The 15,495-nt window shown below is 65.6% G+C and carries 17 protein-coding genes and 2 pseudogenes; 4 read left to right on the forward strand and 15 right to left on the reverse strand.

Annotation, left to right across the window (positions count from 1 at the left end; genetic code table 11):
- The 3 genes and pseudogenes from IR155_RS15925 to IR155_RS07405 all read right to left on the reverse strand — a co-directional run.
- Nucleotides 1-122, reverse strand: a pseudogene (locus IR155_RS15925) (transposase); the annotation flags it as partial.
- Between the two features lie 195 nt (nucleotides 123-317).
- Nucleotides 318-1,334, reverse strand: a pseudogene (locus IR155_RS07400) (Y-family DNA polymerase); the annotation flags it as partial.
- A complete protein-coding gene (locus IR155_RS07405) occupies nucleotides 1,315-1,755 on the reverse strand; it encodes a LexA family protein (RefSeq protein ID WP_135114212.1) in 441 nt (146 codons plus the stop codon). The gene IR155_RS07405 and the pseudogene IR155_RS07400, both read right to left, overlap by 20 nt.
- A gap of 185 nt (nucleotides 1,756-1,940) precedes the next feature.
- Between IR155_RS07405 and IR155_RS07410 the strand changes: the two genes are divergently transcribed.
- The gene (locus IR155_RS07410; RefSeq protein ID WP_135114213.1) at nucleotides 1,941-2,156 is read left to right on the forward strand and encodes a hypothetical protein; all 216 of its coding nucleotides are present in this window, start codon (nucleotides 1,941-1,943) and stop codon (nucleotides 2,154-2,156) included.
- Nucleotides 2,153-2,395 (forward strand): hypothetical protein, encoded by a 243-nt coding sequence (locus IR155_RS07415; RefSeq protein ID WP_135114214.1) that lies wholly within the window; start codon nucleotides 2,153-2,155, stop codon nucleotides 2,393-2,395. Before IR155_RS07410 ends, IR155_RS07415 begins: the two co-directional genes overlap by 4 nt.
- On the opposite strand, the gene nrdH is transcribed toward IR155_RS07415, so the two are convergent.
- The 4 genes from nrdH to IR155_RS07435 all read right to left on the reverse strand — a co-directional run bounded on the left by nrdH (nucleotide 2,392) and on the right by IR155_RS07435 (nucleotide 5,765).
- Nucleotides 2,392-2,622, reverse strand: a complete 231-nt coding sequence (gene nrdH, locus IR155_RS07420) for a glutaredoxin-like protein NrdH (RefSeq protein ID WP_135114215.1) — start codon at nucleotides 2,620-2,622, stop codon at nucleotides 2,392-2,394. The two genes, IR155_RS07415 and nrdH, sit on opposite strands and share 4 nt — an antisense overlap.
- A gap of 69 nt (nucleotides 2,623-2,691) precedes the next feature.
- Nucleotides 2,692-2,961, reverse strand: coding sequence for a hypothetical protein (locus tag IR155_RS07425; RefSeq protein ID WP_135114216.1), 270 nt, complete (start codon nucleotides 2,959-2,961; stop codon nucleotides 2,692-2,694).
- A gap of 15 nt (nucleotides 2,962-2,976) precedes the next feature.
- Nucleotides 2,977-5,091 (reverse strand): FtsK/SpoIIIE domain-containing protein, encoded by a 2,115-nt coding sequence (locus IR155_RS07430; RefSeq protein WP_135114217.1) that lies wholly within the window; start codon nucleotides 5,089-5,091, stop codon nucleotides 2,977-2,979.
- Nucleotides 5,088-5,765: a hypothetical protein gene (locus tag IR155_RS07435; protein ID WP_135114218.1), complete on the reverse strand. Its 678-nt coding sequence runs from the start codon at nucleotides 5,763-5,765 to the stop codon at nucleotides 5,088-5,090. The genes IR155_RS07430 and IR155_RS07435 overlap by 4 nt, the downstream gene beginning before the upstream one ends.
- Nucleotides 5,766-6,641: 876 nt before the next feature.
- On the opposite strand from IR155_RS07435, the gene IR155_RS07440 reads away from it, so the two are divergent.
- A complete protein-coding gene (locus tag IR155_RS07440; RefSeq protein ID WP_135114219.1) occupies nucleotides 6,642-7,538 on the forward strand; it encodes a DNA adenine methylase in 897 nt (298 codons plus the stop codon).
- On the opposite strand, the gene IR155_RS07445 is transcribed toward IR155_RS07440, so the two are convergent.
- The 5 genes from IR155_RS07445 to IR155_RS07465 all read right to left on the reverse strand — a co-directional run bounded on the left by IR155_RS07445 (nucleotide 7,501) and on the right by IR155_RS07465 (nucleotide 13,083).
- A complete protein-coding gene (locus IR155_RS07445; RefSeq protein WP_135114220.1) occupies nucleotides 7,501-9,018 on the reverse strand; it encodes a hypothetical protein in 1,518 nt (505 codons plus the stop codon). The two genes, IR155_RS07440 and IR155_RS07445, sit on opposite strands and share 38 nt — an antisense overlap.
- 201 nt (nucleotides 9,019-9,219) lie before the next feature.
- Entirely contained in the window at nucleotides 9,220-10,386 is a 1,167-nt protein-coding gene (locus IR155_RS07450; protein WP_135114221.1) for an ABC transporter permease, read from the reverse strand.
- Complete coding sequence (locus IR155_RS07455; RefSeq protein WP_209306750.1) at nucleotides 10,383-11,057, reverse strand: ABC transporter ATP-binding protein; 675 nt, start codon at nucleotides 11,055-11,057, stop codon at nucleotides 10,383-10,385. The genes IR155_RS07450 and IR155_RS07455 overlap by 4 nt, the downstream gene beginning before the upstream one ends.
- 6 nt (nucleotides 11,058-11,063) lie before the next feature.
- On the reverse strand, nucleotides 11,064-12,173 hold the full coding sequence (locus IR155_RS07460; RefSeq protein ID WP_167760726.1) for a peptidoglycan-binding domain-containing protein: 1,110 nt from the start codon (nucleotides 12,171-12,173) through the stop codon (nucleotides 11,064-11,066).
- A gap of 1 nt (nucleotide 12,174) precedes the next feature.
- Nucleotides 12,175-13,083 (reverse strand): hypothetical protein, encoded by a 909-nt coding sequence (locus tag IR155_RS07465; RefSeq protein ID WP_167760727.1) that lies wholly within the window; start codon nucleotides 13,081-13,083, stop codon nucleotides 12,175-12,177.
- Nucleotides 13,084-13,206: 123 nt separating this feature from the next.
- Here IR155_RS07465 and IR155_RS07470 point away from each other — a divergent pair, with 123 nt between their 5' ends.
- On the forward strand, nucleotides 13,207-13,539 hold the full coding sequence (locus tag IR155_RS07470) for a hypothetical protein (protein WP_135114223.1): 333 nt from the start codon (nucleotides 13,207-13,209) through the stop codon (nucleotides 13,537-13,539).
- 62 nt (nucleotides 13,540-13,601) lie between these two features.
- Here the strand turns inward: IR155_RS07470 and IR155_RS07475 are convergent, their stop codons facing one another.
- The 3 genes from IR155_RS07475 to IR155_RS07485 form a co-directional block, all read right to left on the reverse strand.
- Nucleotides 13,602-13,982: a hypothetical protein gene (locus IR155_RS07475; RefSeq protein ID WP_194210308.1), complete on the reverse strand. Its 381-nt coding sequence runs from the start codon at nucleotides 13,980-13,982 to the stop codon at nucleotides 13,602-13,604.
- Between the two features lie 93 nt (nucleotides 13,983-14,075).
- Entirely contained in the window at nucleotides 14,076-14,918 is an 843-nt protein-coding gene (locus IR155_RS07480) for an SDR family NAD(P)-dependent oxidoreductase (protein ID WP_167760728.1), read from the reverse strand.
- Nucleotides 14,915-15,493 (reverse strand): hypothetical protein, encoded by a 579-nt coding sequence (locus IR155_RS07485; protein WP_167760729.1) that lies wholly within the window; start codon nucleotides 15,491-15,493, stop codon nucleotides 14,915-14,917. Before IR155_RS07485 ends, IR155_RS07480 begins: the two co-directional genes overlap by 4 nt.
- Nucleotides 15,494-15,495: the final 2 nt, after the last annotated feature.

Genomic DNA, 15,495 nt, shown 5'->3' on the forward strand with positions numbered 1-15,495 from the left:
CCGGCGAGGCGGACCACGTGGAACGGGTCCATGACGGGGACGGCGTCGGGGAGTTCCTCGGCGGCAGCGGTCTTGAACCCGGCGAAGCCGTCCATCGCGACCACCTCGATCCGCTTCGCCCAGTCCGGAGCAGTGCGGAGACCGGCAAGGCCGATGCCGATCGAACCGGGCCCCGCCTTTCGGGTGATCTTGTCGAGCGTGGCGCCGAGCTCGCGCGCTTTCGGGGACGGTTCGAACAGGTCGAGCATCGGCTGGACCGCGACCGGTTGAAGCCCGGTGAGCATCACGCCGGCGCGCACGTATCGGTAGCCGGGGATCATCCTCGGCGGCAGCACGGCGATCGCGGCTTTGGCAATCAGCAGCGGGTTGTCGGTCGGTTCCGGGAACGTGACCGTGGCCACTGGGGAATGGTGCTGCTGCCCGAATGGCGACGTCGACGCGAAGACGGTCATCGTCTTGGCGACCGATCCTTGCCGGCGCAGACGGCCCGAGGCATGCTGTGCGTAGATGCTCATGACCTGCGTCATCCGGTCGGCGGTGGTGACCGGTTCGGAGAAGGTGCGGGAGAACATCAGCTGCTGCTTGGTGTGGTGCAGCGGGTCCGGCGGGATACAGGGGATGCCGCGCAGCTCAAGGACCGTGCGCTCGAGCACGATCGAGAATCGCTTGCGGATCATCTTGGTGTCCGCGTCCCGGAGATCTCGCATGGAGTGGATCCCGAGGGCGGCGAGCTTCTTCCCCGTGCGGCCGGCCACGCCCCACAGGTCGGTGACGGGGTGCGCTGCCAGGTGGGCGTCCAGCCATCCGGCCGGGGCATCGTCGAGGGAGACCACTCCCCCGTGCGCGGGGACTCGCTTGGCCACGTGCTTGTTGACCAGCTTGGCGAGGGTCTTGGTCGGCGCGATGCCGATCGACACCGGGATGCCGAGGTTCTGCAGCAGGGTCGCGCGCAGCTGCCGGCCGATCCCGACCGCATCAGAACGAGGCCCGAGGAAGGCCCACGCTTCGTCCACGGAGTACGGCTCGACCGCCGCGGCCGCCTGGCCGATGATCGCGTGCATCCGGTTCGAGATCACGCCGTAGTTCTCATAGGCCGAGCTCTTCGCCACGACGCCGTGCCGCGCGGCGCGCCCGGCGACTTTGAACCAGGCGGTGCCGGTCTCGAAGCCGAGCGCCTTCGCCTCCGAGCTCGCGGCGACGATCGCGCCCTCCCCGTTGGAGAGCACCACGACGGGACGATCGGCCAGCGCAGGGTCGAGAGATTTCTCCGCGGAAGCGTAGAACGAGTTTGCGTCGACCAGCGCGATGCGGCGGCTACCGGCTGGTGAAGACATGGAGGCTCGTTCTCACGACGCCGTAGATCGACAGCGCGGACAGCTCACCGACATGCAGGTCCGGGTAGCGCGGGTTGTCGGCGTGAAGGGTGACGCCGCGAGGCGAGATCCAGAGCCGCTTGACCGTGAGCTCGCCGTCGAGGACGGCGATCACGATGTCGTCGTGCACGGGGCGGAGGGAGCGGTCGACGATCAGGACGTCGCCGTGGCTGATCCCGGCCGGCTCCATGCTGTCCCCCGAGACACGAACGAACATCGTTGCCGTTCGGTCCTTCACCAGGTGCTCGTTCAAGTCGAGCTCATCGGTGATCCATCCCTCGGCCGGGCTGGGGAACCCCGCCGGCACGGCCACCGGCGCCAACGGCAGCGGGCGCAGCGGCGCCAGCAGCGCGGCTCTGCCCACCACGACGACGCGAGACATCCGCCACCCCCGTGCCAGCTTCGAAGATTTGTTCAGTGGACGACTGTAACCCCGGGCGATGACGTCGACCAATCCCCCCGGCGTGGCGACCGGCGGCCACTTGGGGTTGTGCGCTGCCACGGTCGCGCGTATATTTGTATCTGTCAGAGATATCTATATGCGCTTACGCATGATCGGAGGCTCGCATGACCTCTCTTCCTGCCGGCACCCGTCACGGCCGCGCCGTGGTGTTCTGGGCCGGATACCTGCTCGCCCTGGCCGCGTTGATCGTCGGAGCCGTCGTCCTCGGCACTCGCCTGTGGCACGTGCTGCTGATGACCTTCCTCGCGATCCTGCTCCTCGTTCTGTGCGCCGTGCTCGTCTGGGCGGGCGGCGCCCTGTTCCGCGACCTGGAGCCATGACCCGTTACCGCGTCGATCTGTCCAGCGCAGTCCGGGTGGCTGCGCAGGTCGACGTCGAACTCGGGACGGTCGCCGCGTGGCTGGTGCGGTCCGGACGCGCCCGGACATTGGTCGAGGGCCTGCCGCGCCCGGCCGCGGATCAGGCGGCGGTGCAGCAGGCCCTCGAGAGGAACCCGCATCTGCGTGAGGTGGCGCTGCAGCTGTGGGCTGCAGACCAGCTGCGCAGGCGGCCGGCTTAGAGCCGGGCCACGAGCTCGTCGATCTTGTCTGGGCGGAACCCGGACCAGTGCTCCTCGTCGGTGACGACGACGGGCGCCTGCATGTATCCGAGCGCCTTGACCTGCTCGAGCGCAGCGGGGTCCTGGGAGAGGTCGTGGACCTCGTAGTCGATGCCTTTCGAGTCGAGAGCGCGGTGCGTGGCCGTGCACTGGACGCAGGCGGGTTTCGTGTAGACGGTGATCGTCATCGGTTTCTCCTTTGTGTGGTGGTCAGAGGTGGACGGTGGACGGTTTCTTCTCCTCTCGTTCCTCGAGGGTCAGCGCTTCTTGTCGAGGCGCCGGTGGATGAGCGTGCCGCCGAGCACGAGCAGCAGGGCCAGACCGCCGCCGAGGATGAGCAGCTGCGGCAGGCCGAGGCCGACGCCGTCGACGATGGGCACGATCACCGCATCGCCGAGGGCGAGCAGCCCGTGCTGGACGGCCCAATCGCGGGCGGGTTCGAGGAACATCCCCGCGAACATGCCGCTGCTGACAGCGCCGGAGAGCAGCATGAAGAGGGTGATCAGGTCGTCGTCGTTGTCGCGCATGCGCTCTCTCCTGTCTCAGTCGCGGGTGGGTCGGCGGACGGTGACGGCGGCTGAGTCGGGCAGCGAGACGCCGCCCGGTTCGCCGGTTTCGAAGTGGCGGTAGTCGATGCAGAGGTAGTCGTCCTCGACGATGTCCTCCTCGATGGACTCGACCACGCCCCACATCTCGAGGTCCTCGTCGACGACGATGAGATCGCCGATCCGGATCTGGCCGATCGGCTCCTCCAGCGCGGGCCCGTACCCCTCGAACAGGTCTGCCTCGGTTGCAGGCTCGGCGTCATCGACGTCGGGCTCGCTGGGCTCGAAGCGGATCTTGGCGGGGATCGGCACGACGTTCGACGGCAGACCGTGTCGTGAGGCCGGCGTGGCCGGGAGGTCCGGCAGCTCGTCGGTGAGGCTCGGTGTCCAGTCGACGATCGGAGCCGAGACCCACTCGGTGTAGGACGGCATGGCGAGCTCCTCGCCCTCGTCGTCGTAGACGGGCTCGGGCGGGCGGATCGCCTTCCGGGTGTAGGTGACGATCGTTGCTTCTCGGATCCGGGCCAGGTGCGCAAGATCCTCGGTGTCGTCGGCACCAACCTTCTGCGGATCCGGCGTGTAGAACGCCTGCGCCTCGACCGGCAGCGACTCGGCATTGAGCGTGACACCGCGCCCCTGCTTGTTGCGCGGGATCGCGACGCCGACGGCGAAGCTGTCCCACATCATGTTCGCGCCCTGCGGGGAGAGGCGGCCGAGCGAGTAGCGGGCTCCGAAGTTGTCTCGCATCTCACCGCCGACGAACTCGACGTCGGGGCGCTGCAGGCCGAGCACCAGGTGGATCTTCGCGGAGCGCGCCAGGCGGGCCAGGTCCGGCAGCAGATCCAGCACGGGCGGCTGAGTCGGGTCACCCTTCTGCTTGACGGTCTTGTACCAGCGGATCACGCGGGCCTTGAACGTGGCGTACTCGTCGATGATCACCGCGAGGGGCTCGAAGTCAGCGACGGTGGCCTTGCCCTCCTCGATCAGCGAGTACCGCTCCTCCATGAGCTCGTGCGCCGCGTGCAGCATGCGCACCTGGTCCTCGATGCGGGAGGCGACCAGCTCGACGTTCGGCCAGTCCCGGAACCCGGCGAACTCGATTCGCTTGCCGTCCAGCACCCAAATCCGCCATCGGGCGTTGGCGAGGTGGGTCAGGATCGTGTGCTCGAGCGACGTCTTTCCTGAGCCGGTACCGCCGGCAATGAGGAAGTGCGGCGAGACGGACGGCTGCCAGCACTGCGTGCGTCCGTCCTCGTCGACGCCGATGGGGATCTTGAACGCCTTGTAGACGGCGTGGGTCTGCTTCTCCTGCGGGCCGTCGACCTCGTGACGGACCATGTCCGGCAGCTCGGGCCGGATCTCGAACATCACGGTGTCGGCCTCGAGGTCCCAGCGCGCGCGCCACCGGCCGGGGAGCATCTGGCTGAGGGTGCGTTCGATCTGGCTGCGGCGGGCGCCCTGCGAGATCCGCGGGCCCACGTTGTGCTTGACGTCGATGCGCTGCAGCTGCCCGAACGAGTCGAGCGTGATCTTGGTGGAGGCACTCTCCCCCAGCAGCGCCGCGACGACCTTCTCGGCCCGCTCGTGCGTCTTGGTCTTCTTCTCGCTGGTGGTCAGCTCGAGCTCGAGGAGGCACCGGCGCACGTTGTGCCGGCGCACCTTGTACGAAAGGCCCATCCGGCGCGAGAAGCTCTCGACCACCCGTGGGACGAACCGCTCCTCGTCGTCGTCGATGTCCGCTGCGTACCGGATCAGCACCCGCTGCGGGTTGCCGACCCATCCCCGCGTCCATCGACGCACCTTGACGAGATCCCGACTGGGGACGCGGGCGCCGAGCATCGGCATGACCGCCTGGATGCCCGGCTCGATCCGGCTGCCGCGCATGAAGGTGCGCACCGCTGAACTCACCATCGCCGCCGCGAGCACGCCGGCGCAGATCCAGATCGGCACGATCCACTCGGTGTGCTCGTCGATCAGCAGCAGAACGCCGTGAGCGACGACGGCGAGAGCGAGAAGGACAGCCACACTGCCCAGGCCGGCGATCCGCCGCGGCGGGAGCACGCTCAACGGCTGCGCCTTCGGCGCGCGCGGGCGGGACGCGGTGAGGCTCATGCTCGGGCCCTCGGAGGAATGACCGGCTCCGGATCCAGCAGCTCGGCGATCTCCGCTCGCACGGACGCGAGGTCCTCCTCGAGCTGCGCCCACTCCGCGATCCTGCGCGCGGTGACGGTGACGGCTCGCTCGCGCTCACGACGCGCGATGTCGCATTCGACACGGAGCGAGCGCTCCCGCATGGCCAGGCCGGCAGCCTCCCAGATCGCCTCCGGGGAGGCATCCGGGCTGATGAAGTAGTCGCGAAGCAGTTCCGGGTCACGGAGCCAGGTGTCATCGCGGAGGCGTTCCTCGACGGGCTGGTCGACCTCGTCGACGCGGCGGCGGAGCCACCAGAGATACAGGGCCCCGGCGACCCACAGCATGAGGATTGCGCTCGCGACGGTCTCCAGCGCTGACCACGCACCCGAGGCGATGGACGTCAGGAGCGCCACGGCCGCGAGCAGAGCAGCCCCGTTCGCCAGTGGCGAGATCTCGCGTAGGCGCGCGTAGGGTCGTTCGAACCTGGCCCGGATCTTCGAGTACCTCGCCAGCAGCATCCGCAGATGCTTCTCGACGTCGGGGTTGCGGATCGCGGTCTCGGCCCGCTCCACCAGACTCGCCCGCAGCGGCGGGGCGCTCAGCGGGGCGGTGTACTCCTGGCGTCGACGCGACGTCGGCTTGAGCTCGTCCATCGAAGATCCTCCTGTTCGCTCACCCCTATAGGTGAGCCCGGAGGCCCCCGTCTGACAGCCGTTCAGAGATCCAGGCCTCGCCGCGCGCCGCGCTGTGATCAGGTGACGCAGGGGCGATGCAGGGTGGGCATCGGCCCTGCATCGCCCCTGCATCCGCCCGGCACCGGTGTCCCTTCTCACGGTAGTTGTCAGAATGTGAGACGGACGTCATGCGGGATTACGCGAGTGCGGTGACTGCCGTACGGGTCGATCCGTCTCACGAAAGTTGTCAGTAAACGATCGGACACGCGAGCGAGAACATCCAGGCGCTCACTCCATCGGCGATGCTGGGGCACTGACCATCGCGCGCGGGGACGCAGTCGCACCTTCGGAGTCGACGCATGGCCCGTGGCCGGTTGGGATGGAACTGACCTTGAGGCCGGCCACGTCTACGTCGCCATCGGCTCGGAAGCCAACGAGATCGGCTCTCAGCCGCCCGACCAGTACGTTCGGACGCTGGAAGAGCCCGGTGACGGATAGAAGCAGCGCTTCACCCCCCGCGCACGTGATCTCGTTGCCGCGGTGGCCACGCCATTGACTCAGTGAGTGACCACCCTGGCGCCGTTTCCTTGACGCGGCATCCATCGATGTGTCTGGAAACAGTTAGTATCTGTTGCATGTCAGTGTTGGACCGCGCTTCTCCCGACGATCTCGTCGGCTTGGATGCAGAGGACTTGGCCGAGCTGGGCAGGCGACTCAAGCGTGAGCACCTCCGTCGCCGCATGTCGTTTCGTACGTGTGAGCACTGCGGCCGCACATGGCTGGCGCGCGCAGATGCGCGCTACTGCCAGGCAAAGTGCCGCCTGGCTGCCTTTAGGGCGAGGAAGAAGGCCGTCGATGACTGAGGCCGTGAAAATACGTGCTTCACGCCGATACGGCACCCTCTCCCCCTTGCGCTACCCAGGGGGCAAGGCCGCTCTCGCTGGCCTCTTCGCAGACCTCATCTCTGACCTCGGAATCGTGAACGCGACCTATGTCGAACCGTACGCAGGGGGCGCCGGCGCCGGGATTGCGCTGCTGCGCGAAGACCTAATCGAGCACCTCGTCGTCAACGACTTCGATCCGGCTGTGCACGCCTTCTGGCAGAGCGTGACCACACGTACGGCGGATTTCGTGGATCGGATTGCCTCGGCACCGCTCACAATCGACGAGTGGCTGCGCCAGCGCGAGATCTACCGTGCCGCCCGAACAGCCGATCCGCTCGAGCTCGGCTTCGCCTTCTTCTACCTCAACCGAACCAATCGATCCGGCGTCCTCACCGGCGGAGTGATCGGCGGTCTCGCCCAGACCGGCAACTACAAAATCGATGCGCGCTTCAACCGCGACACGCTCATCGACCGCGTCAGTAGCATCGGCGCTCTGCGCGACCGGATCACTGTGCTCTCGCGAGACGGTCGATCAGTGATCCGCGACTACTCAGAGCGCTCCAACGCGTTCATGTACATCGACCCGCCGTACGTCCGAGCTGGCTCCCGGCTCTACCTCAACTCCTTCGAGCACCGTGATCACGCTGCTCTCGCGGACATCGTCAACGCGATTCAGTCCGCGCACTGGCTGATGACTTACGACGTGGCACCGCTCATCGAGAAGCTGTATGCTGCCCACTTCGTCTGCCGATACGAGCTGAACTACTCGGCGCGCTATTACGGGGCTGCCGACGAGCTTCTCATCGCATCCCCCGACGTTGCGGCTTCACTCATGAAGGGTCTGGCGAGGGTGCCGGCGTCAGCATGAAGCCGACGAAATGCTCGACACTCTGCCAAGCGTCGCGGACCGCTTGGTGGTCCACAACATGGTGCGCATCATGTGCCGCCATGTTGAACCAGTAGAGCGAACCGGCCCGGACGTTCTTGCCTGAACCATCCATCAGCAAGTCGATCACGTTCCTCAGCCGCTGCTCAGACTGATAATACGTCTCGCGCACAACCCTCATCACCGGACCCAGCTCACCGCTGGCGGTCTTCCCCAGTGGGCGGGTGGCGAAGTGCCACTTCACGCTTGCTTCGATCACACTGCGCATCAACACCGCGGCGGCGATCGGCCGATCTGCGAGTTCAAGGCCCCGAAGCTCGTTCAAGCGCTTCCGAATACCAATCGGAGCATGCTCGTAGGACAGACTCACGTGCAGGGTCTTAAGCGTGTCGGTGCCGTTCGGGCCGCGCCCTTGACGAGCCCCGTCTTCCCGACCACTAGCGGGGGGCGAATCGGGTGCTAGCCCACCGAAGCGGTCGTCGCGCGCAGAGCCCGTCGGGTTGCCGATGGACTCGTCGCTTTCCTGGCCCCGCGAAGGATCGTCGTCCGTCGACCCCGGTGATGCGGGCGACGCGGCGCTGCGCGGGGGGCGGTCGCCGGTCAGGTCGTAGAGGAGCGCCTCCATCTGCTCATCGAAGTCCACAGCGGTGCGCTTGGGGAACTTGCGTGAACTCAACTCGTTGCGGAAGTACTTCTCGACGAGGCGCTCGAGGGCCGCGACCTCCGCGGGGCTCGTCGGTGTTGAAACAGCTGCTCCGCTCTTGTCGAAGGCCAGACCAAGCACTCGTTGAATCTCCGGGCTCCCGTAGGCGTACTCGAACGCCGTCATCTTCAGTCTCGCGCTGGCGGCGTACTCCGCAAGCTTTGGATCGGAGAACGCGGCATCCTTGAGGATCCGGCGCACGTGGAATTGACGGACGAATGTCGACGGGTTCTTGATGCCCGGAAGCTCGCGCCGGATGTCGTCGATCGTATTGCCTGCTTCAAGCTGCGCGATGACGAACCGTGCTTGCTCATCGCGCCCCCATCCGCTCTTGGAGCGGCCGATATGCAAACGCGCCAGCAGCATCGCGGTCGACGGACGGTCAGGAGCCACCATCACTCGAACTCGCTCAGGCAGATCCTCAGCCTCGATCTCGTTGCGAAGCAGCAACCGCTCCAGATACTCGCGGGACTCACCAGGAGCGATGCTGGGATCGCGCAGAGCCTTCAGAGCCGTAACGCGGCGGTTGCCTTCCAAGACCACGTAAGCACCGTCCTCCTCCACCGCCAGGATGAGTTCGTTGTCGACATACCGCTCGATGAGGATCTGTCGCGCAAGCGCTGCAACATCATGCTCTGCGAACAGGTACGTGATCGCGGCGGACTCCGTCGGCAGGTCACCGTCGATTCGATAGTTCTGTCGATCGAGCCTGAGCTCCGAGATCGCAACTTCAACGATCGGGAACGGCGTGTACGGCATAAACCACTCCTGCAGATGGATGGATAGATCGAGTTCAGTATGTCTTGACCGAGCGACATCGGCATGTCAGCAGCGTGCCACCGGGCAGAGCCCAGTGAAGTCAGCGGTGATGCCTCGTCGCATCCATGCCGGCTTGGCTGAGCCCGCTTACGAGTGATGCTAGAGCTCCGGGCCCGCACCCCCTCGCCTACGGCCACGAACTCATTCCGAGCGCAGAAGCTCCAGAGGTTGCACGCGACTGGCCACCCACGCCGGCACGAGGCCGCCCACGCCGCCCACGACGAGCCCAATCAGGGGAGTGGCGAGGACGGAAGCCGGAAGCAGCATCTCCCACCCGGCGACCATCGTCACCGCACGCGCGACGAGCGCACCGAACAGAGTTCCTGTCACGGCGCCCACAAAGCCGAGAATGGATGCTTCCAGGAAGAACTGACTTCCGACACTGCCGGCCGATACGCCGAAGGCGCGTGAGACACCGATCTCCTTGCGACGCTCACCGATCGCGATCTGCATGGTGTTGCCGACCACGAAGATGCTCACCCCGACCATCACCCATGTCACAGCTGCAATGAGGCCCTGCGTCTCGGTCTCTAACCGCCCGCGCAGCTGCTGCGGGTCAGCCGGAGCAGCTGCCGATACGGCCGATGGATCCTGCGGCCAGAGCATCAGCGGCGCTTGCTGGGCAATCCACACGCTCAGATCGGTGCGGACGTTTGCTTCGATCACACGGACCGGAAGATTCGGAGTCAGGCTGGGCAATAGTTGAGGAGGAACGATCACTGCCGTTGTCAGCAGCGCGCTGTCGCCGTTCTCAGTGATCACACCGGTGACGGTGGCTTGGCGCCCATTGAGTGTGACGCTGTTGTCGCCGGGCCGGGCGGAGACTCCCAGCGCCTCCGCGATACGTCTACCCAGAACCACCTGAGCTGGGTCCTTTTCCAGCACGGTCACCGACGGGAACCCTCCTCCGTCGATCAACGCGATGTCGCGACTGAGGAGGCCCTGTTCCGTTGCGACCGCGATTGACGTCGTTACGGGGGCGGCACTTGCGCTCGACGTCAGCGTTGCTGACACTCCGGTGCTGTCGGAACTCGTTATCGTGCCCCCGCCGAGCACGCCCTCGGTCGAGAGCAGGCGGCTCATGAGGTCCAGTTCTGGGATGCTCCACGATGACGGCGGCAGAGCCAGTTGCACCCGGCTAACGTCTCCGTTCCCAAGTGACCGCAGGATGGCGTTGCTCGAGCCAAGTGAGAGGGCGAGCATCACAACAAAGCTGGCAGCGCTGAGAGCCACCGCCACAACGACCAGCAAGTTCCTTCGCCACCGCCCCCGGACGCCGTTCAAGGCCCGTTCGATGATGAAGATCATCGGATGCGCTCAATCGTGCAGCCGTCACTCACGGTGATCACTCTGGAGCATGACGCCGCGACGTCCGGGTCATGAGTGACGATGATCATCGCGCCTTCGGGTGTGCGTTCCTCGGTCAGGAGCGCAAGGACGGAGGCGCTGTTCCGTGAGTCGAGATTCCCCGTGGGTTCGTCGCACAGAAGCAAAGCTGGACGAACGGCAGTCGCCCGCGCTATGGCAACGCGTTGTTGCTCTCCACCAGACAGTGTCGATGGATACGCGTCACTCCTGTGATGCAATCCGACTCGGGAGAGAGCCCTTTCCGCTCGTTCCGCCGCCACGAGCTTGCCCATGCCACGCGCCCGGAGACCGAGCTCGACATTCTGACGAGCAGTGAGGTGCGGCACAAGGTGAAACGCTTGGAATACGAAGCCGATCGCGGTCCTGCGCAAGGCCGTCTGCTGGGACGGAGCCATCCGGCGAACATCATGCCCCATGAAGACGTGCTCGCCGGATGATGCCGAGTCGAGCAGGCCGATCAGCGACAGCAATGTCGACTTGCCCGCTCCACTCGGCCCGACCAAAGCGAGCGTTTCACCCCGCCCAAGCTCAAGAGAAGCGTCCCGTAGCGCAACGATGCCATGGGGAAATGACCTGCTCAACGAGCGTATAGACAGCAACGCGTCACTCACGGGCGCTCATCCGTCCGTCGGGAGGCGCCCCGACAGTACGACCTTGGTTCCTTCGGTCACACTGTCGGACAAGAAGGTGCAGTATCCCGAGGCACAGATGTCCAGATCGATCTCGACTTCTGCCCCGGTGTCGAGCAAGAGCACTGGCCGCCCATCTCCCTCAGGGTCCCTGACGGCCGCACCTTCGATGCGAAGCGCACCGGGAGCGGACGCTGCGATGATGACTCGTCCAGTTCCGTCGGTGCCCGGGGCCGGATCGGTCGCATCGCCGATGTCAACCGCGAACCGCGCGAGGGACGCCACTTCCGACTCGCCTTCTTCCCCCTGCTCCTCGGCTTGAAGCCTCGGTCCCAGAGTGGCGGTGGGAATGCCTTCGATGTCGGTCTCAACCCGCATCCCTGTCTCGAGACGCTCAGCATCGACCAAGGCAACCTCTAGGGTCACCGAGCTGGGCTGCGCGGCGAGCATGCACAGAGGCCCGTCTATGACTTCGCCGACGGCCCCACATTGGTCCATGGGCACGGCTGGGAAACCAGGAACGAAGACGAACTGGCCTCGTGGCACAGTTGTCCTCGCCGGATCCACATCAACGGCGCCGCCGGCGTCGTCTACGGGCGTGGCGTCATGATCGACGAGGAAGGCATAAACTCCCTCAGCCGTCGCGTCTCCGTACACGCCATCCAACGGCCCTACGTTATAGCCCATCGCGTTCAGTGCCGTCTGAAGCTGCAACACGTCGGCGCCCACCGAATCGTGCGCGATGTGCCGGTAGATGGGCACATCGCCCTCTAACGCGAAGATTGGGGACTCGTCCACCGTCGCCAGCACGGCCCCGTTCTCCACAACTGGGACTCCCGCCTTGCTCCCTGCCCTTGTCACGACGCCTGAAGCGGTGACGCTGATCATCGAATCAGCTTGCACGTCGACTCGCCCGCTCACCTCATCGGCCAGAACATCGCTTGTGACCGCAGCCATGACGAGGGCTTCCTCGCGATCCGCCGGCTCCTGTGCGGCACGAGCCTGAAGCGCGAGCCCGACAACGAGCACGCTGACCACCGCGACGACAACGATTGCCGCTCCGGCCAATGCCGTCAGGAAGACTCGCGCGCGGCTCATGTCAACCCTCACCTCGAATGACCGCTTGCGCGTTCTCGACACTTTGCTTGACGAGCTCCTGCAACTCCAGGATTCGGGCCTCATTCTCGAGTAGCCAAGAGCCGATGGACCGTGCCGCCTCACGACGTATCGCATCGGCAAGTCCACTGTCGACCTGGCAGCGGTAATCGGCGACAGCCAAGTTGCGCTCAGGCGTGTCAGGCGCCTGACCGTACTGGCGGTACTGGCCGAACTCCTGCTCAGCGAGCAACTCGGCCCCCAAGCCCTCCACTTCGTAGCCCTGCCCGACCATGCAGGCCTCATATTCAGTGGTCTCCGCCTGAACCGGTAGATCGGCCACCTTCTCCGCCATGACCGCGTTCACCTCGTTGACGAACAGCTCCGCTTCCATCGCGCGTTCGAGGGAACCAAAGATATGCTCGTCGCTCTGCGCCTCGCATCCCGTGTCCGAGCGCGAAAAGGTTGCCCCGTTGGCGGTGGTGTACTCGGCCAGGGAGGTGCCGTCGCCCCGGAGGACTTCGTAGAAGCGATCTGCCGCCGAGTCACTGAGCGTCGCGGCGTACGCATCAAGAGGATGTTGCACGTCGGGGGCGTACGTCGATGCGTAGCCGCTGGATCTGGCCTGCTCCTCGCTACCCCAGACGCCGACCACGGAGCCGTATTGCGCGCGTGAGCTCATAGTGGTGACCGCGCCGCGGGGCATCTCGAACCCGGCGTCACGGACGCATTGCTCCCGAAGGATCGTGCGGGCGGCGGTGATGTCGCCAGGGAGCGCGGAGAGCGTTCCTACGGCGGACACCACTCGATCCGGGGGCTCGGGCTGGGCGGCGCCGCAACCAGACAGCAGAAGGCCAATGGCCAGTGCCGACACTGACGCACCGGCGGTCACAACCCGATTCATGTTGCCCATCGTCGCGCACGCTCGAAGGAATTACAACATGGTGTGTATTGACTGGGAATCGGCTGATCGCAATACTCAGCCTTGGGTGGCTCCCCCGAGCCTCCTGACCACCCAACGAGAAGGAATCAACTCATGAAGAACATCAAGACCAGGGCCTCCCTCGGCCTGCTCCTCGCCGCCGGGCTCACGCTCGGCGGCGGCGTGGCCGCGAACGCGGGCGTCCTGGACGTCTGGGACCGCCCCAACTTCACGGGCACGCTGATCGGCAGCGGCACGACGGCGGTCGTCGACGTGCCCGACGACCGTACGCGTTCGGCGCGCAACGGGTCCGGCTTCGGGTACTCGGCGCGCAAGTGGGTCGTGGCGCCGATCTCGTCGACGGAGTTCACGTACATCCCGCACGGCTACCAGCTGTCGGACTTCGGCTCCGGGAACTCGGTCGATCACTTCGACCGTGTGATCTGAGCCGGCACACCGAGCCTGCCAGTGGGGCCTGAGACGGAGTCGTCTCAGGCCCCTCCAGCGCCTTACAGACGGGGAGCTATCGACGCCGCGTTGCCGCACACGACGCCATCCTGTAGCGCTCCGTCCTCGATCTCTTCCTTGGCATCCCCGTCAAGGAACTCCTCCGCCACGACCCGGAGAACCACGTTCTTGGTCACCGCGGGGTCAATGGCTGGAGTGTCGGCACAGATCGCCACGATGATCCAGCCAGTCTCGTCAGGGCGCACCTGGTTGGCGTCGCGGGGCAGTTCCCCCAGTCGATCGTCCTGCGTGAGGCTCAGCGTGTAGACCTCGTCCTTCACAGCTGGGAATGTCTCGAGCGGCGTGCCCAAGTGGGTCGCGAGGGTGTTCTCGACGGGCGCGCAGGCGCTGACAGTCACCAGCGTTGCGGCACCGAGAAGCATTACAGCAGTCACCCGAAACTTATTCATGCGGCCATGATGCCATCTGAGCAGGGATGAGCCAATGGGCCAGCGCTGCGCCGATCACAACAACCGTCAGCGCGGCGCGATACCAGGCTGTGCGATGATGTCCCGCAACGAGATCTTCGACGATCGGGGACGCGCCCCTAGCGTGCTACCCCCGGTTACGTCCAGCGCCGTTCCTGTGGTCCGCCCAGCGTGAGGCGAGAGCAGGAAGGCCACCGCGTCCGCGACGGGAGCCGGTGATGCGATCCCTCCGAGCAGCGCGTAAGTGCTGACATACTCGCGCACTCCGGGCACAGCCAAAGCCGGATGTCCGTTATCCGTGAAGCCCGGGATCACCGTATTGATGCGGATGCCTCGAGGAGCGAGCGCCTCGGCGGCGTTGCGTGTGAGTGACTCCAGCGCAGCCTTGCTCATCGCATACACGATGTCGCCAGCACTTGAGAAGTGGGCGCCCGCAGAGGACACATTCACGATCGAACCGCCAGAGGACATGCGCGCGGACAGTTGTTGTGTCAGGAACAGCGGCGCCCGGGTGTTGAGTGCGAAGTAGAGATCGAATTGTTCCGGTGAGGCGTCGTCGAAAGACGGCCCCAAGAGCCGGGCTGCGTTGTTCACCAGCCCGTGAAGGCTTAGTCCGGGAGTAGCCTCGAGGATCTGGTCGACATGCGCGACGAGGTCGCCGACTCCAGATGGTTCTGTCAAGTCCGCCTGTGCGATGAACGCTCGCGCACCCCCCGCTCCGATCTCCTCCGCGAGGGTGCGCGCTGCGGACTCGTTGCGGTGGTAGTGAAGCACGACTGCGTGGCCGGAGGCGACAAGTCCGCGTACGATCGCCCGCCCAATACCACCGGACGCGCCGGTAATGACGACAAGATCCTGAACTCCGTGATCGCGTCCAGTTGGGGTTGTCACGCGAACTCCACGACGAGTTCGAGGATGTCTGATGCCGTCTGCGCCAGCATCTCGGGCGCGGAGTCCCAGTCGCCACTGAACGCGATCAGGTCCTTCGTTCCCATCCCGGAGGCGACGATCAACCACGTGCCGCGTTCGATTCCAATCGCGAGGCGGCGCCCCGCAGCCAACTCCTCCTCAAGTTGTCCTCGTACGAACGATTGCCAGGTCTGGAAGGGATCAATTCTCCGATCGGGGAACTGCTCGCGCGACTCGCTGGCGATTCTCACTCCAGCTCGCACCACGATGTCTGCGGCGAGGTTTTCCCCTACGAGGCGGAACGCCGCGACTATCCGACGAACCGGGCTGTGCTCCAGCTCGGCACGACGCTGGACGTCGCGCATGCTGGCCCGCTCGTGATCGAGAACGTCAGCCGCCAGTCGGCGGATTGAGGGGTAGTCGTTCGCGACCTCCTCCAGCGTGACATCTGCGGCCTTGGCGACGTCGGAGAGCTGAACTGAGTTCAGCGGATGGCGCGCCAACAGATCGGCACCGGCTGTGAGCACCGCCATCCGCGGGGTCGATTCAGTCGACACGT

This window comes from Microbacterium paludicola (assembly GCF_015235415.1).
GTDB lineage: Bacteria > Actinomycetota > Actinomycetes > Actinomycetales > Microbacteriaceae > Microbacterium > Microbacterium paludicola.